Here is a 23,533-nt window from a genome sequence, read left to right on the forward strand (position 1 = left end):
GGAGGAAATACATGGACTGGCTGGAATTCGGACTCGACGGCATCGATGCGGTGAGGATCGTCGTATCCTGCATTGCCTTCTACCTCGGAATCATTATTCTCGTCCGCGTATTCGGCCAACGGACCCTCGCGAGCCTCTCGAGTTTCGACCTCGCCGCCATCATCGCCTTGGGTGCGATCATCGGTCGTTCGATCCTCGGTGACACTCCGACCCTCATCGCCGGTCTCCTGGCCTTGGCCACCCTGCTGATCCTCCAGGCACTGACCGGAAAGGCCCGCCGTTTCCACCGCATCGCAGGCATCGTCAACAGTCCCGCGATCGTCCTCATGGCCGGCAGTGAGCTGCTGATCGACAACCTTGCCAGGGCCCATGTCGACCCCGCCGAAGTGTATTCGAAGCTGCGCATGGCAGGAATCCGACAGCGCGCCGAGGTGGCATGCGTGATCCTCGAGCCCACAGGTCAGATCAGCGTCACCCGGAGAGGGGCGCCGATCGATGACGAGATGCTGCGCGGCGTCATCGGAGCGGAGCGAATTCCCCGCGAGAACTGAGCCCCGCCGCCACACGGAGACTGAGATCTCTGCCGCTCAGCCATCGACTCTAAGGACGCGCTCAGCCATCGAGCCCGAGGACCCGCGCTCCGTTGCGCCACAGCACCGAGCGCATCCAATCGTCCCCGAGGTCGAGTCCGGCCAGCCCTGAGATCTGATCCGCATAAGGGTAGGGAATGTTCGGGAAGTCCGAGCCGAGGATGATCTTGTCCTGCAGACCGGCCAAGCGTTCACGGTAAGCCGGGTCCACCTCGGCGGGGGAGGAGAAGAACCCTGACACGTACATCGTCGTGTCCAGGTGGACTCCGCTGTAATCCTCGGCGAGGCTGGCGAAGGCATCGTATTCGGGCATGCCCATGTGGGCGATGACGAAGCGCAGGGAAGGGAACCGCTCAAGGACCTTCGCCACCGCCTGCGGACCGGTGTGGGCACCCGGCAGCGGTTCGGAGCCGGCGTGGATGACGATGGGCACCTGCGCCTCGGCGAGTGCCGCCCACGCCCGATCGAGCACCCGGTCATCGGGGGAGAAGCCACCCACCTGGATATGGACCTTGAACAGTCGGGCACCTGCTGCCAGAGCCTCGGGGACATAGTCGGCGGACTCCGGTTCGGCGTAGAGAGTCGCGCAGTGGATGACATCGTCATGGGCGGCGGCGAACTCGCGGTTCCACTCGTTGAGCCAGGCGGCCATGCCGGGTTTGTGCGGGTAGGTCAGTGCCGGGATGGCACGGACGCCCAGGTCACGGACGATGTTCAGGCGGGTTTCGGTGTCATAGCGGTAGTGGATCGGCCACGGATAGCCATAGCTGGCTTCGGCGGCGTCGAAGTAGGCCCATACTTTGTCGAGGACGTTCTGCGGCAGGAAGTGGATGTGGATATCGGCGAGGCCCGGGATGCCCAGCGCCTCGAGGTAGGCCGGGACGTCGGCATCGGTGCGTGGAGGTTCCGCCGCGGTCGCCTTGCTGTGATGAGTCGCGTCCTTGCGATTGGGGAGTGTGAAGTCGTCCATGCCCACCACCTTAGGCGGTGGACGCTGAGCGGGCCGAAACGGTGGACGCTGAGCGGGCCGAAACGGCGGGCAGCGGCTTGGCAGTATCGGTGCCTGCGAAGCGGACTCGTGTACGTCCAGCCCTCACTCATGACATGTACTTAGACTGCCCGTATGGAGTTCACCGATCCGTACGAGATCGACGTCCCACCCGGCACACGACACGTGGGTCAGGGGCCCTTCTGGACGCCCGGCGATACCGTGACGTGGTCGTTTCGACGCTTCGATTTCGACCGCGACCACGCCGAGGTGTGCCGGCCGATGCGTGTGATCGAGGACGGACCGGCCGGTGCCGTGCTGTGGATGGCCGGAGGCACCGAGACCACCGACACGAGAATCGTCGGCTGGGAGGAATGCAACCCCCACGATGTTCCGCTCAAGGAGCGTTTCCGCCCGCCCGCCGAGGCGCCTCGACGGATCAAGGCGCCCGGCAGCTGGCGCGGGCTCGGGGTGCTCAAGGTCGTCCCGCCCGGAGTTCCGTTCTCCGTGTGGGTGCTGCTCAAACCCGGGGGTGCAGGGACTGCTGCCGGAGACGATGCTGTCGGCGGCTCTGCTGCCAGAGACTCTGCTGTCGGCGGCTCTGGTGCGATCCGCGCGGACTGGTACGTCAATCTCGAAACCACCCATCGCCGCACGGACGACACCCTGTATACGAGTGATCACATCCTCGACATCACATTCCCCGTCGACAGCATGCCCCTGCACACGAAGTCCGGGCACACGCGATCCGGGAACACGACGTCGGGGCACACTCTTCTCAACCCGAACGGAGCGGTGTTCAAGGACGTGGACGAACTCGCCGCCGCGGCGAACTACGGCGCCTGGCCACGTGAATGGTCGGACATGATTCGAAGCAATGGATCGGAACTTCTCGACCACCTCGGCGAGTTCACCTGGGCATTCGACCCGAAGTGGGAGACGAAGGCTCGGGAGATCGCGACAGAATCGTCGGTCTCGGATTCTTCGCGAAATCAGGAACATCATCGGATCCGAAATGGTTGCTACGACAAGGACTGGATCTAGGCGCTGCCGCCTCAGCCCCCAGAGGTTCAGCCCCACAGACACGATACGACCGTGTGCAGACAGTGCGCGGCGTCGATGAAAGGAAGCATCTCGATGACGACAAACCACAGGATTCGCCTGAATTCTCGTCCGGTCGGAGAGCCGAAGGCCGAGAACTACCTCCTCGACGAGGTTGAACTGGGGTCGCCGCAGGACGGCGAGGTACTGCTCCGGACCCTGTACCTCTCGCTCGATCCGTATATGCGTGGTCGGATGTCGGATGCGAAGTCCTATGCGAAGCCGGTCGAGGTCGGCGATGTCATGGTCGGCGCCACGGTCTCCGAGGTCGTCGAGTCGAATTCGTCGGATTTCTCCACCGGCGACACCGTCCTCGGCTACGGCGGCTGGCAGGAGTACTCCGTTGAGAAGGCCACGCACCTGCGCCGTGTCGATCTGGAGGTCGCCCCGGTCAGCACCGCTCTCGGCGTGCTGGGCATGCCGGGCTTCACCGCCTACTCAGGACTCCTGGAGATCGGCCGTCCGCAACCCGGTGAGACCGTGGCCGTTGCTGCCGCCACCGGTCCCGTCGGCTCCGTCGTCGGTCAGATTGCCAAGATCAAGGGTGCGAAGGCCGTCGGCATCGCTGGTGGCCCTGACAAGGTCGCCCACCTGGGAGAACTCGGCTTCGATGTCGCGCTCGATCACAGGACGGGCAACCTCAAGAACGAACTCAAAGAATCGGTTCCACAGGGCATCGACGTCTACTTCGAGAACGTCGGCGGAGACGTGTTCAAAGCAGTGCTGCCACGTCTGAACACCTACGCACGCGTGCCCGTCTGCGGACTCGTCGCCAACTACAACCTCACCGAACTGCCCGAAGGACCGGACCGTTCCGGTGCGTTGATGGGCAACATCCTCACGAGGTCACTCAATGTCCGCGGCTTCATCCAGACGGAATTCGTCGAGAAACACCACGAGAACTTCCTGTCCGACATGAGCGGCTGGGTCAAGGAAGGAAAGGTCCGCTACCGCGAGGACATCCGCCCGGGCCTGGACAAGGCTCCCGAGTACTTCAACGACCTGCTCAACGGCCGCAACTTCGGGAAGATGGTCGTGGCCGTCGGCGCCGAGAGCTGACATAAGCTCCCTGCGTCGCAGCCTCCCAGCGGCGCTGTAGCGGCGCTGATGCCGCAGAAATCACAAACGGTCGGTAAGTCCTGGTCGAATTTCGTATTATTTTCGACTAGGACTTACCGACTGTTTCAGTTTCAGGCCATCTTTCACGCCCGAATGTCAGTTACAGGCCGTCATTTATCCCCGAATGTCGCCGTTGGCTCAACCGGACATGACTGTGCGGCCAATTCGGGCCGCCGACAATCGGCACACAGCAGTGCGTTCTGCGAACCGCCTCCGACGACGCGGACCGTGTCGGCCGTTACCCCGGCCAACGCCTCGGCGGCATCGATGGTGCGGGCATCGGCCTCGGCCACGGATTCGGGTGGACGGTTGATCGGCTACTCCGGGGTGGGCCAACCGTACTCGGCGAGTGACAAAGGGATGTTCAGGCGTGGTGCTGTCGAATCAATGCCGGAGGAGGATGGCTCCTGGCTGACCCCCACGCTCACGCGAATGCCGCGAACACCTCGGCGGGGTCGAGTCCCAGGCTCAGAGCCAAGGTCAGGACGATGCGGGCCTTGCGGGCGTCGAGGATCCCGGCCGGGATGAGGCCAGACTCGAGCAGCCCGATCTCGCCGCCAGGATAGCCGTAGGTGCGAGTCAGGCTCGCGCCCGAGCCTGGCCGCGATGCCAAGATCACGGACATCTCTTCGCCGAGGCGGGTCAACGCTGGCACCAGATGTTCAGGGACGTGGCCGCCACCGACACCAGCGATGACGACACCGGAGAAACCGGAGCCGAGGAGCTGGGTCAGAGTCTCCTCAGGCTCGCCCATCCCCACCTCGGTGAGGGCGACCTTCGCAATCGTGTCCGGCCGGGGCAGCCCCACGAACGGGGAGACGCTCGCGGCGGGCGCATGGGGGAGGCGGACCGTGTCCTCGCTGATCCACCCGATCGCGCCGAGGACCGGGCCGGAGGAGAATGCTGCGGTCGAGGTCACGTGGGACTTGCGGACGAAACGCGGGTCATGGATCTCGTCGTTGAAGACCAGACTTGAGGGCAGTCCCATGCTCAGAGGAGAGAGCGCCGTCAGCGCGGCGGCGCGCACATTTGCCGGTCCATCGGCGCCGGGCAGGGTCGGGTTGCGCATGGCTCCGGTGGCTGCGATGTGAGCAGCGGAGTCGTTGAGCAGCCAGAGGGCGAAGGCGCTCTCCTCGAGAGTATCGGTGCCCTGTGTGAGGACGATGCCGTCGGCTTCGCTCGCGTGGGCCAGTTCGCGGACCTCGAAGAGCATATTGAGGGTGACATTGGCGCTCGAGACCTGTGACACCTGGGTGAAGTCAGCCTGCAGGTCCCGCCAGATCTGGTCGAGGCCGGCGGCTGCGGCGATCTCGGCTCCGCTCAGGGCCGGGGCCACGCCTCCCGACTGGTTCGAGGTCGATGCGATGGTTCCGCCGAGGGCGGCGACAAGGAGGCGGGGAGCATTCTGCGACATGGGCACGATTCTATCGGCACTGCTCTGAAGGTCCGACGCTTGTGAGCGGGTTCGGTGTCATGGCCGTTTGCTAATCTCCAGGCATGGATCCTGACACCGTGCTCACCCTCGCTCATGACCAGGCGATCCAGTATCCGTCGGTGGAGATCGAGCATCCGTTCGGGCCGGAGTACGACGTGTTCAAGGTGAGAGGAAAGATGTTCATGATGCACTTCGATCTGCGCGGTGTGGCCAGCATGAATCTCAAGATCGATCCGCTGGACGGGGAGGTGCTCGGTGATGCCTATGAGGAGATCACTCCCGGTTATCACATGAACAAGAAGCACTGGATCACCGTGGCGGGTGCTGGCACGGCCGAAGGAGAGGGCCCCGAGGGCGCGACGGGAAACATCCTCGACGCTGACCTGCTCCATGATCTCGTCCTCGAGTCCTACTGTCTCGTTGTGGCGAAGCTGCCGAAGAAGGACCGACCCGTCGACCCGACAACCTTCGGCGGGAGGGACGCGACATGAATTGCTCAGCGCCCCGCATCCCTCAGGCGGCTTCGACGAGTGCCGTTTCCTCACGATGCTCGACGGAGCCCGGTTCTGCGCTCTGCTGAGGTCTCTTTCTTCGGTTCCCGGTGACCCAAGCACCCAGAGTGACGGCGGCCCAGCCGATCACCATGCCGGCGATGTCATCGAGGATGTAGTGCCAGCCGAAGTAGAGTGTGGCGATGACCGTGGCCCCGAAGAATATCCATACCAGCGCCCGTAGCAGAGGCCTCTGCTGAGTGCGCATCATAAATAGGGCCGCTGCGAAGGTCACGGAGACGTGCAATGAGGCGAACGCGGCCACGCCCTGAATCTGTCCGCTGCCGACCGGGTCGGCAAGAACATCAAGACGAGTGGTGATCAGTGACTGCTGCAACTCGGTGACCCCGGTATCGGCCAGGCCGCGATAGAGTTCAGGCCGGGCAAATGCAGGCCCAAGAGCAGGCATGATGTAGTAGCTGACCGTACCCAGCACCCAGTTGAGACACAGCGTCGTGGCATACCAGGCACCGATGGCGAGGTTGCGACTGAGGATGAGAACCGCTCCGAGGCTGATGGGGATAAGCGGGAGATAGGCGAGATAGACGACGGAGAACACCTCGGCCATGAACCCGGTGCCGAACAGATCGTGCAGGAATACAGCGGGATTGATTCCCCCGCCGAACCACAGATCGGAATGCGACAGCTCTTGGTCGTAGAGAACTCCCTCCCGGTAGGTCGGAAGGTCACTCTTGAGATTTCGGTAACTGAGATAGCAGATGTAGAAACTCATCATGCCCGCGGTGATGCACAGAATACGACGGAGACTCCACTCGTTTCTCACGACTTCGAGCATCCCGTTGGGCAGATGCTTCCAGCCGCTCGTCCTCACCGCATCCACGACGATGCCCACGCCGAAGAACAGCAGCGCCAGCAACGGCATCCGGATATAGGCGGGTCCGAGGAAGCCGTCCGGGTCCCTGAGCGGCCGACCGAGGTAGATCGAAGAAGCCAGGGCAACCATTGCGATCACAATAGAGAGCAGCATGGCGAAGGTATAGGGCCATCGTCGTATCCGAGTCATCGACACACGGTATAACAATTCGGTATCGTTATGCCGAATCCAGTGGCCCGTGTCACGAGCTGAACAAAGCATGAATATTGGCCCAATAATCGACTACTTGTGCGCCCTCCGAATACGACCTGCGCGCTGCCTGAAGACGAGTCGTGCACGATGCGGGAGGCATGCACGCCTCGATCCCCGTGGTCCGCGCACCCGAACTGCACCCGAAATTGGCAACGGGCCCCACCGGCGCAGAGAATAGGTGATATGTCCGCCCTCAGCTCCGCGCTCGCCTACCGGCGACTGCTCGATGCGAATGCCACCTTGCGCATGCTGCGGGCCGACCACCTCCCGGTGATGGCAGCGACACTGGGCACTCACTTGGGCAAGCCCGGCACCCGAATCTCCACCGAAGACCTGCACGAGTCCATCGACTCGGACCTCGAGGAGCTGCGCGACCACTTCGAGCTGTCCACGCGGACAGCCAAGGTCTACTGCGACGATTGGCGTCGGGCGGAGATCCTCGTCCGCCGACCGGCCACCTCGGCGAGGGGCGAGACCTACGAACTCTCCGCGGCGGGATTCGACGCCATCCGAATGCTCGAACAGCTGCGCACCCCGCCGCAGACCGCGACAGAATCGCGACTGGTCAGCCTCGCCCAATCGGTACGGCAGCTGGCCATCGACACCGACCCGGACAGCTCCCGTCGGTTGGAATCCCTGCGCGCCGAACGCGACCGCATTGATGCTGAGATCGCCCGCGTCCGCCGAGGAGACCCCCGTTCGATCGTCCTAGACCGGCGCCGGGCGAATGAGCGCGTCGGCGACATCCTCCAACAGGCGCAGGGTCTGCCCGCCGACTTCGCACGTGTCCGCGCCCGCTTCGAAGAGCTCAATCAGGAACTGCGGATCTCGATCCTCGCCGCCGAGGACTCACAGTCCCAGGTACTCGACGAGGTCTTCCGCGGCGTCGACCTCATCGAATCCTCTGATGAGGGCAGAACCTTCTCCGCCTTCTCCCAGCTCGTCCGCGATCCCGAGCAGGCCTCGGCCTTCGACGAAGATATCGCAGCGATCCTCGACCGTGACTTCTCGGCCACGCTGACGGCCGAGACCCGGCGCTCACTGCGCACCCTCATGCGGCAGATGAAGGACGGCTCACGCGAAGTCTCCGACATCCTGTCCGAATTCGCCCGCGGTCTGCGTCGCTACGTCCACTCCCACGAATTCCAACGCGACCGTGTCATGCGCACCCTGATCCAGGATGGCTTGGCCGCGGCAGCCCCGGTCTCACAGGTCCGCAAACCCTACGACAACCTCGGCGTGGATCTCGAGCTTTCGAGCGTCGCATTGGCCAGCGTCGGGGAGGTCGTCCTCCACGACCCCAGCGAGTTCGATGCCGGTGCCGAACTGGGCGAGGCGACCGAGACCGAGGTCGACTTCGCTGAACTCATCGCCGTCGCCCGGGAATCCGAGATCGACTTCTCTGAACTGTCCGACAACGTCAATCGGGCCATCCATGGAGCCCAGCAGATCTCCGTCGCCGAGGTGCTCGACCAGTTCCCGGCCTCACAGGGCCTGGCAAGCGTCGTTGGGCTCCTGTCCCTGGCCAGCACCTACGGACACGTCGATTCCGAAGCGCGAGACCGACTCGAATGGGCCGGGGTCGACGGAATTGCCCGCAGCGCCACGATCCGCCGCCATTACTTCACCGAAGGCATCACACTATGAACGATTCCGCAGACACACCTACCGAGGCTGAAGAGTCCGCCCAGAATCAGGCCGGGCTGTGGTTTCAGGACACAGGGACCTTGGGAGAGCGCACTCGCAGGGTGCTGCTCGAACTGCTCAAGGGCCCCTATGTCTCCGGTGCACAGAGTCCCCAGCTGTGGTCGGCTCTGGTCGCCGACGAGTCCATTGTGCGATCACGGCTGCACGACCTGTTCCTCGAACTCGTCATCGACAAGATCGACGAATTCGCCTTCACCCGCAAGGTGGTCACCGAGGAGATCGACGTGCCTGCAGCGGTGCGCAGCGAACGGCTGACCTTCCTCGATACGGCCATGCTCCTCGTCCTGCGCCAACTGCTGCTGGCCGCACCAGGCGAGCGGCGTGTGATCGTCGATCGGGAAGAGGTCTACGAACGTCTCGCAATCTATCGCACAGGCGACGAATCGACGTTCCAACGCAATCTCAACGGTGCCTGGAGCCGGATGAGCAACCGTCTGCGCGTCCTCCACAAAGCAGGCGAGGACCGCTTCGAAATCTCGCCGATGGTGAAGTTCCTCATCGACGAGGACCAGGTGCGCGAGCTCATCGACGTCTACGAACGCATCGCTTCGGGAGAGGCCAAGGGCTCCATCGCCGAGGCGGGGCTCGGCTCCGATGAAGCCGACGATCCCGACGACTCCGATCCTGATTCCGGACTCGGTCCCGACGACACCGAGGAGGACGAAGCATGACCGAGGCGCTCTTCCCGCTCGACGCCGCACTCATCGCTGACCAGGCCCGCGCTTGCGGCACCGATCGTCCCGACGTCGGCAGCCAGTGGAGGCTGTCTGAGATCCAGATCGCGAACTGGGGCACCTTCGACTCGGACATCCACCGCATCCCTGTCTCCCACAAGGGCCACCTGATCACCGGGCCTTCGGGTTCGGGCAAGTCCTCACTGCTCGACGGCATCGCCGCCGTGCTCACTCCGGACAAGTGGCTGCGCTTCAACGTCGCAGCCCAGACCGCGGGCAGTCGGGTCGATCAGCGCAGTCTCGTCAGCTATGTCCGCGGTGCGTGGACCCGCACTGCGGATTCCGATGAGGACCGTGTCGTGAGCAAGTACCTGCGTCCGCGTGCCACATGGAGCGGCATCATCCTCCGCTACGACAATGGCACGGACCGTCCGCTGTCGCTGGCCAGGCTCTTCTTCATCAAGGGCTCGGGCACGAAGATGACCGACCTGTCCGATGTCTGCATCCTCGAACGGGCAGGCCTCGACCTCGCCGACCTGCAGCAGTATGCGCGGAGCGGGCTCGAGACCAGGAAGCTGAAAACCGAGCACCCCGAAGCACTCATCACCTCAAACGGTTCCCACGCCAGGTTCTACGCCCGGATGCGCAAGGTCTTCGGTATGGCCAGCGAATCGGCGCTGCAGCTGCTGCACAAGACCCAATCGGCAAAGAGCCTCGACAGCCTCGACCGCCTCTTCCGCGACCACATGCTCGAACCGCCGGTCACCTTCGACCTGGCAGAGACCGCGGTCAACCAGTTCGGAGACCTCAAGGACGCCCACGACCATGTGGTCGAACTGCGCCGTCAACGCGACCACCTCCTGCAGCTGCGCGAGGCCTCGAACCGATACGACTCCGCCCACGAGTCCGCGGCGAAGTCGATCGCCCTCAACGATGCCCTGCTGCCGTTCCAGAAGCGGCGCGAACTCGACCTCATGCGCTCAGATCTCTCAGCCCAGCGCCGGGAGCTCGTCGAAATCGAAGTCGCTGCCGATCGGGCCAGGAAGGACTATGACGCCGCGGTCGACGAATACGACCTCGCCCGCCGTGCGACCCTCGACCTCGGCGGTTCGGAGGCCGAACACCTGCAGCAGCGCATCGCCACGGCCGAAACCGAACGTCGCGCCACCGCCGACCGATGGGCCAGCCTCGAACGACAGCTGAAGCAGGCAGACATCGAAGCGGTGCCCACCTCGGCGACTGAATTCGCCGAACTCCAGGCCCAGATCGCCTCCACCCTCGACGAGGAGACCCGGGCCGTAGGACCCAGCCATGCCGACCACGACCGTTTCTCGAAAGCCCGCGCACAGGTCAGAGAACTCGAAGCCGAGATCGATTCCCTGCGTCGTTCCGGTTCGACGGTGCCGGGCAACCTGCTCCGGATCCGACAGGAACTGGCCGAGGGCACCGGACTGAGTGAGAAGGCGCTGCCCTTCGCCGCCGAACTCATCGAAGTCGACCCCGACCAGGCCGCCTGGACCGGGGCGATCGAACGCGTGCTGCGCCCGCTGGCGCTCACGGTCCTCGTGCGCAGCGAGAACCTCGGCGCGGTCCGGTCCTGGGTCGACTCCCATCGGATCAAGGGACGACTCGTATTTGAGGAGATCCCCGCGCACGCCGCGAAACCACGACCCGTCAACAGCACGAGGTCCCTGGTCAACAAGGTCACTGTCGCCGAAACCGGATTCGGGGAGTGGGTGCATTCGACCTTGTCCGAACGCTTCGACTTCGCCTGTGTCGAGCGCCCCGACGAACTCGATGACCATCCCCGTGCTGTGACTATGAAGGGCCAGGTCAAGACCTCCCGGACCCGCTATGAGAAGGATGACCGGCGGCGCATCGACGATCGCAGCCAGTGGGTCCTCGGTGACCGGGAGAACAAACTCGAGGCCCTCATCTCCGCGTTGAAAGAGGCTCAGGCGGAACTCGCCGAGGCGCAGGCCATCGTGGAAGCCGCGAACGCGCAGACCGCACAGGCCCACCGCCGGAAGGGCATCCTCGCCGGAATTCGCGAACAGTCCTGGCGAGATGTGGACCTAGCAGGAGCCAAAGAGACGATCGCCACCCTTGAAAAGGCGCTGCATGACCTCGAGGACGCTGACGGTGACCTGCAGCAGGCGATCGGGGCCGAACGCGAAGCCCGTGCGGCGAAGGAATCCGCCGAGGCAGCCACCCGAGACAGCGACTACGCCCTGCGTCGGGCGAATGAAGAGATCACAGGGTTGCGGGCCGGTCTCAGTCGTCTTGAGGATGACGTCAGCGCCGGGCGCATCCCCGAGGTGGATCCGACGATCGCCGAGCAGCTCGAGGCCCGGTTTGCAAAGATCCAGCGCAGCATCAAGCGCGAATCTCTGCCCGAAATCGGCCAACAGGTCTCCCAGGCTCTGCAGGCGGAGAAGGACAAGGCGCAGGCGTCGGCGAGCGAGGCAGGTCAGGCCGTGACCAGGCTGGCCGCTGAGTTCAAGGCCGCGTGGTCCTCGGTCGCCTCCGATCTCACTGCCGACGTCGCCGATCGACACGACTACTTGGCGATGCTCGACGAGATCCTGGCCCACGGGCTGCCCGATCATGAGAACAGATTCCGGGACCTGCTGCGCGAGCGCTCCCGCGATCTCATCGGCGAACTCCTCAACGAGATCCATGCCGCCCCACGGGAGATTGAGGATCGGGTCGCACCGATCAACTCCTCCCTGCTGCGGTCCCAATTCGATGAGGGCCGCTACCTGCGGCTGAAGGTCAAAACCCGACGCAGTGAGACCGTCAATGCCTTCATCGCCGACCTCCGGAAGGTCGCCGGTGGCACCTGGGGCGAAGAGGACATGTCCACCGCAGAGGACAAGTACGACACCCTCGCCGAGGTGATGCGTCGTTTCTCCTCGAGCGAGCACGTTGACAAGGTGTGGAAGAACCAATGCCTCGACACTCGTCTGCACGTGAGCTTCCTGGCCGAGGAGATCGACGACCACGGTCGCGCCCACGCCACCTACGATTCGGGTGCGGCAATGTCCGGTGGCCAACAGCAGAAGCTCGTGATCTTCTGCCTCGCGGCGGCTCTGCGATACCAGTTGGCCGATCCAGACGAGGCGATCTCGAAGTACGGCACGATCATCCTCGATGAGGCCTTCGACAAGGCCGACACGAGGTACACGCGTATGGCGCTGAACATCTTCATCGAGTTCGGATTCCACATGGTCCTGGCCACCCCGCAGAAGCTGCTGCAGACCATCGAACCCTATGTCGGTGCGGCGACCTCGATCGAGAACCCGAGTCGACAGAAGACCCTTGCAGCGACCATGGTCTGGGACACGGAGAACAGCGAAGAGCCGGGCGGTGAAGCCCAGGCGGACGAGGCGGCTGCCGGCGCTGACGAAGCGGCTGCCGTCGATGACGAAGCGGCTGCCGTCGAAAACGCACATACAGGTGAGCCCGACGATGAGAGCTGACCGGGGGAGGCGACGATGACCATGCTCACCGTCGCCGAGGCGCGGGCGAAGGCGCGTACCCGCCTGCGCTCGTCGATGTCGACCTGGGCCACCCAGACAGACTCGAACTGTGTGAGTCCAGACGACGGCGCAGAGACTGGCCTCGACGTCAGCGTTCCTACCTTCGCAACTGTCGAGATTGCTCTGCATCCGCCCACGGAGAAGCACGTGCTCGAGGATCAGCAGGCCGCAATGGAATGGGCTGCAAGCTGGCGGAAGATCGCTGCACCCGGTGTCAGTGACTCGAGGTTGGAGAACCTCAGCAGTCCGGTCATCGACTGGGCCGAACGCTCCTGGGTGCGGGTCGGGCGTCAACAGGTCCCGCTGCGCCTGCGGTTGCGTACACCGGATGCTGTGGCAGACTTCGTCGGTGGCGACGAGGCCGGCCAGTGGCGTCGGCTGCGGGATCGGACCGCGACGATCAGGTCACGATTCGACGATCAGCACAGTACCGCCTCGGCGATCAAAGCTCATGCGAAACGGATCCTCGGACTTGAACACACCGAGTTCGACACGCTCCTTGACGTCGTCGCCTGGTTGCGCCATCACCCCGTGGGAACCCTGCGGCCCCGACAAATGCCGATCCGCGGGGTCGACTCAAAATGGTTCGAAACACACCGCTCCCTGGTCACGGTGCTGCTGGAGGCAACTGGGAGACCCGATGCGGTCGACGTTCTCGACGCTGAACCTCGGATTCGGATGCGCATCCTCGACCCGGAACTCACACCGTCAGGACTCAGCGACATCAGCGCGCCAGTAACTCAGCTCAGCGATCTGGTGATCGCGCCGCGGCTCGTCTTCGTCTTCGAGAATCTCGAATCGGTGCTCGCGATGCCCGATTGGGCCGATGCTGTGGCTGTGCACGGATCGGGCTACGCGGTGGACAACGTTGCCCGTCTGGCCTGGGTGCACGGAGCGCGAGTCATCTACTGGGGTGACCTTGACTCGCATGGGTTCGCGATCCTCTCTCGGCTGCGCAGACACGTGCCGCACGTGGACTCGACGCTCATGGACGAGGCCACTCTCACCGACCACAAGGACCTGTGGGTCCAGGAGCCGAAACCCCACACAGGAGTGTTCCCGGAGCTGACTGGGACGGAAGCGCGGGCGCTGAACCGCCTCCGTGCCGAGGGCGACGTTCGACTCGAGCAGGAGCGGATTCCCTGGGCCACCGCGCTCGCCGCACTGAAAGCAAAGGCCGCCTCGGCGGGGGAGTCTGCAGACGCGGCGAATAAGTCTTCGGCCTCGCCAGGGGAGCCGACAACCTCGGCGAGTGAACTCGATGCCCCGCGAGGGGTACAGGGATGACCGACCGGCCTCGCGGAGGGCTGGTGGCCCTCTGCATTGCCGAATTGGCCAGCTGGGGTCTGCTCTATTACTCGCTGCCAGTGGCGGTGACTCCGATCTCTGCCGATATGGGCTGGAGCCACACCACTGTGACTGCCGCACTGACCCTCGGGCTCATCGTCTCCGCGCTCGCCGGCGTCCGCGTCGGAAAGCTGCTCGACGCGCACGGGCCCAGAACGCTCATGAGCATCGGCACGCTCATCGGCATCGTCGCGCTGCTGCTCGTGGCAGCAGCACCGAATCTCTTCGTCTTCTTCCTCGCGTGGGTGCTGGCTGGATTCGCCCAGGCCGCCACCCTCTATCCGCCGGCCTTCGCTGTCGTCACCCGCTGGTACGGAGCCGAGCGAACCAAGCCACTGACAACGATCACGCTGGTCGGCGGCCTCGCCTCGACGGTGTTCGCCCCGATCATCGCCTGGCTCATCGACTCGTGGGGCTGGCGACCGGCCTATGTCATCCTTGCCGGCATCCTGGCCGTGACGGCTCTGCCGATGCACTGGTTCTTCCTCAACCGCGGGTGGACCGATGAGATGTCGCGGAATTCGACGGTGCCGTCGCGCGCGGAGATCCGCAGCATCACCCGATCCCCGACGTTCGTCATCCTCCAGATCGCAGTCGCGCTGGCGACCTTCACCCTCTTCGCCGTCACGATCAACATCATTCCTCTTATCATCGAGCGTGGAGCCGGGTACTCGCTCGCCGCGATCGCTCTGGGACTCGTCGGCTTCGGGCAGGTTTCCGGACGGTTCTTCTATCCGGCGTTTGCACGGCGCACGAGTTCACGGGCGCGAACCGTGCTGCTGCTCGGCGCTGGAGCTGTCGGACTGTGGCTGCTCGCCTTCGTGCCCGGACCTGTCTGGCTGCTCATCGGCATTGCGATGATCGCCGGTGGTGTCCGTGGCTGCATCACGCTGCTGCAGGCGACTGCCGTGGCCGATCGGTGGGGGACCGCAAACTTCGGGGCGATCAACGGCGTCTTCGTCGCTCCCATCACTGCCGGCACCGCTCTGGCGCCGGTGGCAGGTCCGGCTCTCGCTGGAGTCGTCGGCGGCTATCCGATGATGGCGATCGTCATGGCCGCGCTCCTGACTGGTGCGACGGTGCTGTCGGCACGGACGTGAATTCGGCACCGGCACGGGCCGTGGAACAGAATCTGAAAGATGCCTTGCACGAGTTACCACAAGAACGCAGCAAATTGCTTGTCATATTCGACAGGCGTCGAACTCCCTTTCATCTCATGGTGTTCACACTCTGAGTTGCCCGGCGCCCTAGTCGCAGATGTCAGGCCTGTCTCTGACTTCACACCTCCAGACCGCTGGTCTCGGGGCTAGACTGAAATCGCGGTACCAGCCTGCGTCGGCACTCTGACTGGGATGCTGACCGGGTCCACCCAGGAGCTGAGAGAGCTCCACGTGTTTCAACGGAAGGAATCCTATGCCCACCGTCGCCAGAAACATCGTCGATACCCTTGTGGCCAGCGGAGTCAAGAGGGTCTACGGGATCCCGGGAGATTCGCTCAACGGTTTCACTGATGCCCTGCGCGTCAACCCACAGCTCGAATGGGTCCAAGTCCGCCACGAAGAGGCGGCATCCTTCGCCGCCAGTGGCGAGGCCGCACTGACCGGTGAACTCGCCGTCTGCGCAGGCAGCTGCGGGCCGGGAAACCTCCACCTCATCAACGGACTCTACGACGCCCAGCGCTCCCGCGTGCCTGTTCTCGCGATCGCCGCTCACATCCCCAGCGATGAGATCGGCTCGGGCTACTTCCAAGAGACCCATCCAACCGACATCTTCCGCGAATGCAGTGTCTACCTCGAACACGTGGCCACCGCGGAGCAGATGCCCCGCCTGTTGCGCATCGCCATGCGCGAGGCCATCGAGAAGCGCGGAGTCGCTGTCCTCGTCATCCCCGGCGACATTGCCCTGACAGAGATCAATGCCGCCGCCGAGGTGGTCAAGTCCTATCCCTCGCATATGATCCCCGCAGAATCCCAAGTGGAGGCGGCTGCGAAGGCACTGAACAAGGGCAAGAAGACCACGATCCTTGCCGGTGCCGGTACGGAAGGTGCCCACGACGAGCTCATCGCCATCGCGGAGAAGCTGCAGGCGCCGATCGTCCACGCGCTGCGCGGCAAGGAATTCATCGAATACGACAACCCGTATGACGTGGGCATGACCGGACTTCTCGGCTTCTCCTCCGGCTATCACGCACTCAAAGGCTGCGACACTCTGCTCATGCTGGGCACCGGTCTTCCGTACCAGCAGTTCTATCCTGACGATGCGACGGTCATCCAAGTCGACATCCGAGGCTCCCAGATCGGACGGCGGACTCAGGTCGACATCGGGCTGGTGGGTACGGTCGCTGATACCGTCGACTCCCTCCTTCCCCTGATCAAACCGAACCGCAGCAGCTCGCATCTCAAAGCGATGACCAAGCACTATGCGAAGACTCGTAAGGAACTCGATGAGCTCGCGACTCCGTCGAAGCGGACGATTCACCCGCAGTACCTGACGCGCCTGATCGACGAGATGGCCGACGAAGATGCTGTGTTCATCCCCGATGTCGGATCCCCCGTCACCTGGGCAGCCAGGTATCTGACCATGAATGGCAAGCGCCGCCTGATCGGTTCCTTCAGCCACGGTTCCATGGCTAATGCCCTCTCGCAGAGCGTCGGTGTGCAGTCGGCCTACCCTGACCGGCAGGTCGTCGCTCTGGCCGGTGATGGCGGGCTGGCCATGCTCCTCGGTGAGTTGCTGACCTTGACTCAGAACAAGCTGCCGGTCAAGACCGTCGTCTACAACAACTCCTCACTGAACTTCGTGGAGCTGGAGATGAAGGCCGCCGGATTCGTCACCTTCGGAACGGAGCTGGACAACCCGGATTTCTCCACCATCGCCGAGGCGGTCGGCATCAAGGGCTTCCGTGTCGAAAAGTCCAAGGACCTGCCGAAGGTCGTCAAGGAGTTCCTCGCTTACGACGGTGCTGCGGTTCTCGATGTGGTCACCGAACGGCAGGAGCTGTCGATGCCGCCGACGATCACCGCCGAACAGGCCAAGGGCTTCGCCCTCTACGCGGTCCGCACGGTGATGTCGGGCAAGGGCGACGAACTCATCGACCTAGCCCAGGCAAACATCCGCCAGCTGTTCTGAGGGTCGCGCCCAAACGGTCGGTAAGTCCGAGTCGAATCTGAGCTTGTCAGCGACTCGGACTTACCGACCGTTTGAGTTGCAGCGTTTTCACGCGATCAGGTACTCCGCCAGAGCCTGCGCGGTGACCAGGGCGGCGGTCATGGCTTCGTGGCCTTTGTCTTCCTGAGAGTCTTCGAGTCCGGCACGGTCGAGTCCCTGCTGTTCGGTATCGCAGGTGAGCACCCCGAAGCCGACTGGTTTGCGGGAGTCGATAGCGACGCGGTTGAGTCCATCCGTGGCGGCTTGGCAGACGTAGTCGAAGTGCGGGGTGCCGCCGCGGACGACGACGCCGAGCGCGACGACCGCGTCGAAGTGCGGAGCCAGACGTGCCGCAGCCATAGGCAGTTCGAAGCTTCCCGGGACACGAATCAGGGTGGCCTGGGCTCCTGCTTCGGTGGCTGCCCGCTGGGCTCCGTCGACCAGACCGTCCATGATCTGTGTGTGCCAGGATGCTGCGATGATGGCGACTCGAGTATCGGCCGCAGAGACGGTGAGCTCGGGTGCTCCGGAATGTGCCATGGGATTGTCCTTTCGTGCCGGCCGTGATGGCCGGAAAAGTCAGTGGTGATGAGTGCGAATCGGTTGAAGTGCCTGATCAGCAGTGGCGCCGATCAGCAATGGTGCTTCTCAGCGATGGACGACGAGGTTCTCAGGACACGGCGGTGTCGGCCGGCCTCGTGCCGACCACTGAGGGCAGGGTCAGCGTGTGGTGCATGCGCTCGCGCTTAGTGTTCAGGTAGTTCGAGTTCTCAGGCCGCGCGGGGATCTCGAGCGGAACCACGGCCTCGATCGTGATTCCCAGTGCTTCGAGCGCCCGGGTCTTGTCCGGGTTGTTCGTCAGCAGACGGATGCGAGTCAGGCCGATGGAGCGCAGGATCTCCGCGGCTGCACGGTAGTCACGGTCATCGTCGTGGAAGCCGAGCTCACGGTTCGCATCCACGGTGTCCAGCCCCCGATCCTGCAGGGCGTAGGCGCGGAGTTTGTTGCTCAGCCCGATTCCGCGGCCCTCGTGACCGGTCATGTAGATCACGGCACCACCCTCGTCGGAGATGCGTTGCAGTGCCAGATCCAGCTGCTCCCCGCAGTCGCAGCGGTGAGATCCGAAGACATCCCCGGTCAGGCATTCCGAATGTACTCGCACCAGAGGAGCAGGCCCGCGCAGCGAAGATCCCTGACTTGTCGACTTGGCGGCAACGGCGGCAGAGTCCAGCCCGGAGAACACGCCGAGGTGGTCGTGTCCGTCGATCGTGAATGCGCGGGCCCTGAAGCTCCCGTGCTTGGTCGGCAGTGGAACTTCTGCCGAGGCTTCGATCGCTCGCGGGTTCGCATCCGCTTCTTGCGTCGAACCGTGAACCGTTGATTCGGTCTCGGATCCGAGGTTCGCATCCGCTTCGTTCAGGTAGGCGATGAGTCCTTCGATCGAGACCATGACCAGCTTGTGGGCATCGGCGAACTCGTGCAGGGAGTCGAAGCGCATCATCGAACCGTCGTCATGGACGACCTCGCCGATCATCGCCACGGGAGCAGCCCCGGCCAGACGGGCGAACTCGACTCCGGCCTCGGTGTGGCCTGGACGTTCACGGACTCCACCGGACTTGGCGATGAGCGGGAACACGTGCCCGGGGCGCGTGATCGATGCCGGGTCGGGGACTGCCGCGGCAAGGTGGCGTCCGGTCAGGGCTCGTTCGGCGGCACTGATGCCGGTGGTCACGCCGACCGCATCGCAGCTGATCGTGTACGCGGTGCCCTTCGGGTCTTCGTTGGTGGAGACCATGGGCGGCAGCTCGAGCGCGGCGGCACGCTCAGCATCCATCGGCGCACAGATGACACCGGAGGTGTAACGGACGAAGAAGCCCATGGTCGCAGCCTCGGCGAACTCGGCGGCCATGATGAGGTCGCCTTCGTTTTCGCGGTCCTCATCATCGACGACGACGATGGGCTGGCCCGCAGCGAACGCAGCGATCGCGTCCTCGATCGGGTCGAGCCGCGCAGCGGTTGGGTCGGTATCAGGCATTGTCGGCTCCTTGTCGAGTGCTGCTGTCAGTTGAGTTGAAGAGAGTGGTTGTCTCGGCAGATGTGGCAGATGTGGCAGATGTGGCAGGTTCCGCAGGAGCGGTGACCTCTGTGCCGAAAGACAGAAGGCGAGCGGTGTACTTCGCGAGCACGTCCACCTCGACGTTGACCGGATCGCCGGGGGCCAGATCACCGAACGTGGTGTGGGTCAACGTGGCCGGGATGAGTCCGACCTCGACCCAGGCGCTGGTCTCGCCGGGTTCTGATACGGCGGTCAGCGTCAGCGAGACGCCGTTGAGGGCGATGGAGCCCTTGGTGGCGGTGTAAGGAGCCAGAGAGTTCGGGATGCCGATGCGCAATGTCGACCACTCGTCGAAGTCGTCGCGGCTCAGCAGTTCACCGCACCCGTCGACATGTCCCTGCACCACATGCCCATCGAAGCGCCCCGAGGCGGGTGTGCACCTCTCCAGGTTGACCCGGTCCCCGGTGCGCAAGGCTCCCAGCCCGGTCAGTCGCAGGGTCTCGCCCATCACTTCGGCGGTGAAGGGCCCTTGCACCTCGGCGGTGAAGGTACCCGGCGATTCGCCGGGCGCATTGTCGGGCGGTGAGGATGCTTCGTCCCTGACCGAAGTCAGGCACACGCCGTTGACGGCAAGTGAGCCGCCGAGGCCGAGGTCGTCGACGAGTCCCTTGGCGTCGATGGTGATGACTGCCGAATCGTCCATGCGGTCGATGGCTGCGACGATGCCGAGCTCTTCGATGATGCCGGTGAACATGTGCCCTCCGAGTGAGTGTGCGTTCAGTGAGTAGTTGGTGCGTCAGATGGTGTAGTTGTCAGTGGTGCCGAAGCTGGTGTCGCCGCTGACGAAGTGGAGAAGTACGTCGGGTCCGAGCCGCGCGACTGCAGGTTCGGCGGTCTCGTCGGGAACCAGACCGACCGCCTCACTCAGCGTCGACGTGCTCAAGCCCGACAAGCTTGATCTCCCCGCGCCCACCAGCAGCGGAGCCTGATAGCAGAAGACCTCGTCGACTGCGCCGGCGGCGAAGAAGGCACCGAGCACGCTGGGCCCACCCTCAACCAGGATGTGGCGCATACCGCGGGCATGCAGTTCGCCCAGTGCTGCAGTGATGTCGCGTGTGCGAAGGTGAACCGTGTCGGGGTTGAGTGCGAGGAAAGATTCCTCAGGCAGGGAGGTCAGCCCGAGCACGATGGGCACCGGCTGGGTTTGCAGCGGTTTACCGCCTGGTCCCCTGGCATTGAGTCGGGGGTCATCGGCCAGGACCGTTCCGGTGCCGACGAGGATGCCGTCGACCCGCGACCGAAACTCATGTGAGTGCTCTCGCGATTCCGCCGAGGTGATCCACTGGCTGGTCCCATCGGAGGCAGCGACCATGCCATCAAGACTCTGCGCGATCTTCACCGTGACGAAGGGACGCTCGGCATCGACGGCACGACTCCACCTGGCGTTGAGAGCCGAGGACTCGTCATGGCCCAGGCCCGAGCGGACCCGGACCCCCGCCTCGGCGAGGGTGGCTCCACCACCGGCGGCGACGCCGTTGACATCCGGTAGAGCGAAGACGACGTCGGGGATGCCGGCGTCGATGATCGCCTGGGTGCACGGCCCGGTCCGGCCGGTGTGGTTGCACGGTTCCAGGGTCACGAACAGGGTGGAGGCGGCGAGGTCAACGCCGAGGTCGATGGCCGTGGTGATGGCGTCCACCTCGGCGTGGGGACTGCCTGCGCCTGCATGATGGCCGACGACGATCTGCGAGTCCCTCGTCAGGATCGCGGCTCCCACCAGCGGATTCGCACCCCGGTGACCATTTCGCGCAGCCTGCAGAGCCGCGGACATCGCGGTCGTTTCGAGTTCGGTGAACTCCGCCTGCATGAAAAAACCTCCCGAGCCGATGCCGGGAGGGAGGATATTGCGGGTGCAACCATCAGAGCGTGCGGACGTGTGCGACAGTGCATTGGGATGCACCGAATCACAGCGACCGCGGTCGCCATGCTCCTCCCATCCAGACTCTGACTGTCGGTCTCGGAATTTCACCAAGTCAACCTCCTGCACGAATGCAGTCGGCTCGCGGACTATCACCGCCGGTACGGATTTTCACCGTCCCCGGAACATGTGACCACAGATTAGCATGCCCCTCGCCGAGGTGGCCATGATGTCCGTCACATGAGAACGGCAGGTGCCCTGCCGCATTCCTGCCAGGGGCGTTCTTGCGAGCGACGGCAGCTCCGAAGGCAGAAAGTGGCCCTTGCGATATTGCATAACTTGGGTATATACCTGAGTTATGGATGATGTTGATTCGGCAGAGCTCGTCTCTGGCCTCGTTGTCGTTTCCTCGCGCCTGACCAGGGCGCTGAGGCGAGTGATCGGTGATGAAAGCGACCTGGTCACATTGCGTGGCCTCGGCGTAGTCGAGCAGTACCAGCCCGTGAGGGTCGGTCATTTCGCACAGGGCTACCTGTGCTCTCAGCCGGCTGCGACGAAGATCCTGGCCCGCCTTGAAGAGGCGGGATATGTGCTGCGCGAAGCCAGCGCGAGCGACAGGCGAGCATCACAGTTCTCGTTGACCGATGCCGGGCGGGCGCGGTTGGCCGAGAACCGCAACATCCTGGCCGAACGGATGGAACCCTACTTCGAGGCTCTGACTCCCAAGGACCGACTCAGCGTCCATCGGGCGCTGGGCCTGGTCTCGCAATACCTGCAGGATCAGCATCCGGTGGATGCCGATGAGGTTCAGCCGGACGACGAGCAGACCGGCTGACGACGTACCACCTCGGCGGCAATCACATCGAGCCGAGGAATCACATCAGACAATCGACAGCGAACCACAACATATTGACGAAAGGGTGCGCAGGAACAGCAATGAGCGTGTCACCAGGTAATGAAGCACAGACGAAAGACGGGGAGGGCGCGGAAGCATCGATTCTGCGTCAACCACGAGCAGTATGGGCGGTCGCGTTCGCCGCGGTCATCGCGTTCATGGGTATCGGTCTGGTTGATCCGATTCTGCCCGCGATCTCCGCCGAACTCCACGCATCCCCGTCGCAGTCGATGCTGCTGTTCACGAGCTACCTGTTCATCACCGGCGGCATGATGTTCTTCACGAGCTTCGTGTCCTCCCGGATCGGTGCGAAGACTACGTTGCTCATCGGCCTCATCCTCATCGTCGCGTTCTCCGCCCTGGCCGGATTCTCCGGCAGCGTCGACCAGATCATCGGCTTCCGCGCGGGCTGGGGATTGGGCAACGCGCTCTTCATCTCCACCGCTCTCTCAACCATCGTCGGTGCCGCCTCCGGTGGTGCCGACAAAGCGATCATTCTCTACGAGGCGGCTCTGGGCATCGGCATTGCGACCGGGCCTCTGCTGGGTGGCCTGCTGGGCGGAATCTCGTGGCGCGGACCGTTCTTCGGCACAGCTGTGCTCATGGCCATCGGCTTCATCGCCATCGTGATCCTGCTTCCCGGAGGGAAGACGGACACCGGCATCAAGACCGCGCCTGAGCCGATCAAACTCAGCGCCACCTTCCGGGCGCTTGCGCGTCCCGGCGTCCTCGTGCTGGGCATCGCCGCACTGCTGTACAACTTCGGCTTCTTCATCCTCCTGGCCTACAGTCCATTCCCTGTTGAGGCGGCCGCAGCGAAGGCCGGCATCGAGGACTTCGGGGCCATGGGCCTCGGCTATGTCTTCTTCGGCTGGGGCATGTGCGTGGCAATCACCTCCGTTTTCGGGGCGCCACTTCTGACCAAGCGCATCGGGCGTCGCCGCAGCCTCGTCGTCGCGTTGATCGCACTGGCTGTGCTGCTGGCTGTGATGGGATTCCTGGTGGAGTCCTTCGTCGGAATCATCGTCTGCGTCATCGTCGCCGGACTGGTCCTGGGCGTGCTCAATACTGTCTTCACCGAATCAGCGATGGAGGTCAGCGACCTGCCTCGCCCTGTGGCTTCAGGGACCTACTCGGGTGTGCGCTTCATCGGCGGTGCCGTGGCACCGATCGTGGCCGGCGTCGTCTCCGAGTCGATCAGCACCGGCGCACCGTACTTCTTCGGCGCCGGCGTGGTGCTGTTGGCCGTCGTCATCATCGCGATCGGCTGGAAGGCCGTGCGCCGGGTCGATGGTCACCTCGACGAAGCGCCGGTTGACGAGGCCTATGCGCTGACCGGAGGGGATGCCTGACCTGAGAATGTTGCGAGGCAGGGA

The 23,533-nt window shown here is 63.9% G+C and carries 19 protein-coding genes and 1 riboswitch; of the genes, 12 read left to right on the forward strand and 7 right to left on the reverse strand.

The annotated features are described in order from the left end of the window. Positions 1-11: 11 nt before the first annotated feature. Positions 12-551: a DUF421 domain-containing protein gene (locus HU144_RS05585; RefSeq protein WP_235350483.1), complete on the forward strand. Its 540-nt coding sequence runs from the start codon at positions 12-14 to the stop codon at positions 549-551. Positions 552-612: 61 nt separating this feature from the next. Here the strand turns inward: HU144_RS05585 and HU144_RS05590 are convergent, their stop codons facing one another. Continuing rightward, entirely contained in the window at positions 613-1,560 is a 948-nt protein-coding gene (locus HU144_RS05590) for an amidohydrolase family protein (RefSeq protein ID WP_235350484.1), read from the reverse strand. 153 nt (positions 1,561-1,713) lie between these two features. On the opposite strand from HU144_RS05590, the gene HU144_RS05595 reads away from it, so the two are divergent. Both HU144_RS05595 and HU144_RS05600 read left to right on the forward strand, forming a co-directional pair. After that, entirely contained in the window at positions 1,714-2,622 is a 909-nt protein-coding gene (locus HU144_RS05595) for a DUF402 domain-containing protein (protein ID WP_101556594.1), read from the forward strand. A gap of 93 nt (positions 2,623-2,715) precedes the next feature. Then, on the forward strand, positions 2,716-3,738 hold the full coding sequence (locus HU144_RS05600; RefSeq protein ID WP_235350485.1) for an NADP-dependent oxidoreductase: 1,023 nt from the start codon (positions 2,716-2,718) through the stop codon (positions 3,736-3,738). Between the two features lie 484 nt (positions 3,739-4,222). On the opposite strand, the gene HU144_RS05605 is transcribed toward HU144_RS05600, so the two are convergent. Beyond that, the gene (locus HU144_RS05605) at positions 4,223-5,212 is read right to left on the reverse strand and encodes an asparaginase domain-containing protein (RefSeq protein WP_235350486.1); all 990 of its coding nucleotides are present in this window, start codon (positions 5,210-5,212) and stop codon (positions 4,223-4,225) included. Positions 5,213-5,295: 83 nt separating this feature from the next. Between HU144_RS05605 and HU144_RS05610 the strand changes: the two genes are divergently transcribed. Next, a complete protein-coding gene (locus HU144_RS05610; RefSeq protein ID WP_235350487.1) occupies positions 5,296-5,724 on the forward strand; it encodes an MmcQ/YjbR family DNA-binding protein in 429 nt (142 codons plus the stop codon). 22 nt (positions 5,725-5,746) lie between these two features. Here the strand turns inward: HU144_RS05610 and HU144_RS05615 are convergent, their stop codons facing one another. Beyond that, a complete protein-coding gene (locus HU144_RS05615) occupies positions 5,747-6,772 on the reverse strand; it encodes a phosphatase PAP2 family protein (protein WP_198396085.1) in 1,026 nt (341 codons plus the stop codon). 282 nt (positions 6,773-7,054) lie between these two features. Between HU144_RS05615 and HU144_RS05620 the strand changes: the two genes are divergently transcribed. The 6 genes from HU144_RS05620 (at position 7,055) to poxB (ending at position 17,270) form a co-directional block, all read left to right on the forward strand. After that, positions 7,055-8,518 (forward strand): DUF3375 domain-containing protein, encoded by a 1,464-nt coding sequence (locus tag HU144_RS05620; protein WP_235350488.1) that lies wholly within the window; start codon positions 7,055-7,057, stop codon positions 8,516-8,518. Then, positions 8,515-9,249, forward strand: a complete 735-nt coding sequence (locus HU144_RS05625) for a DUF4194 domain-containing protein (protein WP_198395885.1) — start codon at positions 8,515-8,517, stop codon at positions 9,247-9,249. The genes HU144_RS05620 and HU144_RS05625 overlap by 4 nt, the downstream gene beginning before the upstream one ends. Further along, positions 9,246-12,734 carry an ATP-binding protein gene (locus HU144_RS05630; RefSeq protein WP_235350489.1) on the forward strand — a complete coding sequence of 1,163 codons (3,489 nt, stop codon included), beginning with the start codon at positions 9,246-9,248 and terminating at the stop codon, positions 12,732-12,734. The genes HU144_RS05625 and HU144_RS05630 overlap by 4 nt, the downstream gene beginning before the upstream one ends. A gap of 15 nt (positions 12,735-12,749) precedes the next feature. Beyond that, positions 12,750-14,081: a Wadjet anti-phage system protein JetD domain-containing protein gene (locus HU144_RS05635; protein WP_235350490.1), complete on the forward strand. Its 1,332-nt coding sequence runs from the start codon at positions 12,750-12,752 to the stop codon at positions 14,079-14,081. Beyond that, the gene (locus HU144_RS05640) at positions 14,078-15,241 is read left to right on the forward strand and encodes an MFS transporter (RefSeq protein WP_235350491.1); all 1,164 of its coding nucleotides are present in this window, start codon (positions 14,078-14,080) and stop codon (positions 15,239-15,241) included. Before HU144_RS05635 ends, HU144_RS05640 begins: the two co-directional genes overlap by 4 nt. A 313-nt stretch (positions 15,242-15,554) precedes the next feature. Then, positions 15,555-17,270, forward strand: coding sequence for a ubiquinone-dependent pyruvate dehydrogenase (poxB, locus tag HU144_RS05645; RefSeq protein WP_235350492.1), 1,716 nt, complete (start codon positions 15,555-15,557; stop codon positions 17,268-17,270). An 87-nt stretch (positions 17,271-17,357) separates the two neighbouring features. Here poxB and ribH read toward each other — a convergent pair whose 3' ends face one another. The 4 genes from ribH to ribD all read right to left on the reverse strand — a co-directional run bounded on the left by ribH (position 17,358) and on the right by ribD (position 21,211). Beyond that, a complete protein-coding gene (gene ribH, locus HU144_RS05650; RefSeq protein WP_235350493.1) occupies positions 17,358-17,828 on the reverse strand; it encodes a 6,7-dimethyl-8-ribityllumazine synthase in 471 nt (156 codons plus the stop codon). Between the two features lie 130 nt (positions 17,829-17,958). Continuing rightward, positions 17,959-19,323, reverse strand: a complete 1,365-nt coding sequence (gene ribB / locus HU144_RS05655; RefSeq protein WP_235350494.1) for a 3,4-dihydroxy-2-butanone-4-phosphate synthase — start codon at positions 19,321-19,323, stop codon at positions 17,959-17,961. Continuing rightward, positions 19,316-20,098: a riboflavin synthase gene (locus HU144_RS05660; RefSeq protein ID WP_235350495.1), complete on the reverse strand. Its 783-nt coding sequence runs from the start codon at positions 20,096-20,098 to the stop codon at positions 19,316-19,318. Before HU144_RS05660 ends, ribB begins: the two co-directional genes overlap by 8 nt. Before the next feature lie 42 nt (positions 20,099-20,140). After that, positions 20,141-21,211, reverse strand: coding sequence for a bifunctional diaminohydroxyphosphoribosylaminopyrimidine deaminase/5-amino-6-(5-phosphoribosylamino)uracil reductase RibD (gene ribD, locus HU144_RS05665; RefSeq protein ID WP_235350496.1), 1,071 nt, complete (start codon positions 21,209-21,211; stop codon positions 20,141-20,143). 114 nt (positions 21,212-21,325) lie between these two features. Next, positions 21,326-21,454: riboswitch (FMN riboswitch) on the reverse strand. A gap of 166 nt (positions 21,455-21,620) precedes the next feature. Here ribD and HU144_RS05670 point away from each other — a divergent pair. Further along, on the forward strand, positions 21,621-22,097 hold the full coding sequence (locus HU144_RS05670; RefSeq protein WP_193078665.1) for a MarR family winged helix-turn-helix transcriptional regulator: 477 nt from the start codon (positions 21,621-21,623) through the stop codon (positions 22,095-22,097). A gap of 101 nt (positions 22,098-22,198) precedes the next feature. Beyond that, positions 22,199-23,509: an MFS transporter gene (locus HU144_RS05675; protein WP_235350497.1), complete on the forward strand. Its 1,311-nt coding sequence runs from the start codon at positions 22,199-22,201 to the stop codon at positions 23,507-23,509. The last annotated feature ends 24 nt before the right edge of the window (positions 23,510-23,533 follow it).

The organism is Brevibacterium sp. UCMA 11752 (assembly GCF_021532235.1).
Taxonomy (GTDB): Bacteria; Actinomycetota; Actinomycetes; order Actinomycetales; family Brevibacteriaceae; genus Brevibacterium; species Brevibacterium antiquum.

Excerpts from the sequence above, each read along its gene's own strand:
- HU144_RS05585 (WP_235350483.1), top strand. The coding sequence starts at position 12 with ATGGACTGGCTGGAATTCGGACTCGACGGCATCGATGCGGTGAGGATC.
- HU144_RS05590 (WP_235350484.1), bottom strand. The coding sequence starts at position 1,560 with ATGGACGACTTCACACTCCCCAATCGCAAGGACGCGACTCATCACAGC.
- HU144_RS05595 (WP_101556594.1), top strand. The coding sequence starts at position 1,714 with ATGGAGTTCACCGATCCGTACGAGATCGACGTCCCACCCGGCACACGA.
- HU144_RS05600 (WP_235350485.1), top strand. The coding sequence starts at position 2,716 with ATGACGACAAACCACAGGATTCGCCTGAATTCTCGTCCGGTCGGAGAG.
- HU144_RS05605 (WP_235350486.1), bottom strand. The coding sequence starts at position 5,212 with ATGTCGCAGAATGCTCCCCGCCTCCTTGTCGCCGCCCTCGGCGGAACC.
- HU144_RS05610 (WP_235350487.1), top strand. The coding sequence starts at position 5,296 with ATGGATCCTGACACCGTGCTCACCCTCGCTCATGACCAGGCGATCCAG.
- HU144_RS05615 (WP_198396085.1), bottom strand. The coding sequence starts at position 6,772 with ATGCTGCTCTCTATTGTGATCGCAATGGTTGCCCTGGCTTCTTCGATC.
- HU144_RS05620 (WP_235350488.1), top strand. The coding sequence starts at position 7,055 with ATGTCCGCCCTCAGCTCCGCGCTCGCCTACCGGCGACTGCTCGATGCG.
- HU144_RS05625 (WP_198395885.1), top strand. The coding sequence starts at position 8,515 with ATGAACGATTCCGCAGACACACCTACCGAGGCTGAAGAGTCCGCCCAG.
- HU144_RS05630 (WP_235350489.1), top strand. The coding sequence starts at position 9,246 with ATGACCGAGGCGCTCTTCCCGCTCGACGCCGCACTCATCGCTGACCAG.
- HU144_RS05635 (WP_235350490.1), top strand. The coding sequence starts at position 12,750 with ATGACCATGCTCACCGTCGCCGAGGCGCGGGCGAAGGCGCGTACCCGC.
- HU144_RS05640 (WP_235350491.1), top strand. The coding sequence starts at position 14,078 with ATGACCGACCGGCCTCGCGGAGGGCTGGTGGCCCTCTGCATTGCCGAA.
- poxB (WP_235350492.1), top strand. The coding sequence starts at position 15,555 with ATGCCCACCGTCGCCAGAAACATCGTCGATACCCTTGTGGCCAGCGGA.
- ribH (WP_235350493.1), bottom strand. The coding sequence starts at position 17,828 with ATGGCACATTCCGGAGCACCCGAGCTCACCGTCTCTGCGGCCGATACT.
- ribB (WP_235350494.1), bottom strand. The coding sequence starts at position 19,323 with ATGCCTGATACCGACCCAACCGCTGCGCGGCTCGACCCGATCGAGGAC.
- HU144_RS05660 (WP_235350495.1), bottom strand. The coding sequence starts at position 20,098 with ATGTTCACCGGCATCATCGAAGAGCTCGGCATCGTCGCAGCCATCGAC.
- ribD (WP_235350496.1), bottom strand. The coding sequence starts at position 21,211 with ATGCAGGCGGAGTTCACCGAACTCGAAACGACCGCGATGTCCGCGGCT.
- HU144_RS05670 (WP_193078665.1), top strand. The coding sequence starts at position 21,621 with ATGGATGATGTTGATTCGGCAGAGCTCGTCTCTGGCCTCGTTGTCGTT.
- HU144_RS05675 (WP_235350497.1), top strand. The coding sequence starts at position 22,199 with ATGAGCGTGTCACCAGGTAATGAAGCACAGACGAAAGACGGGGAGGGC.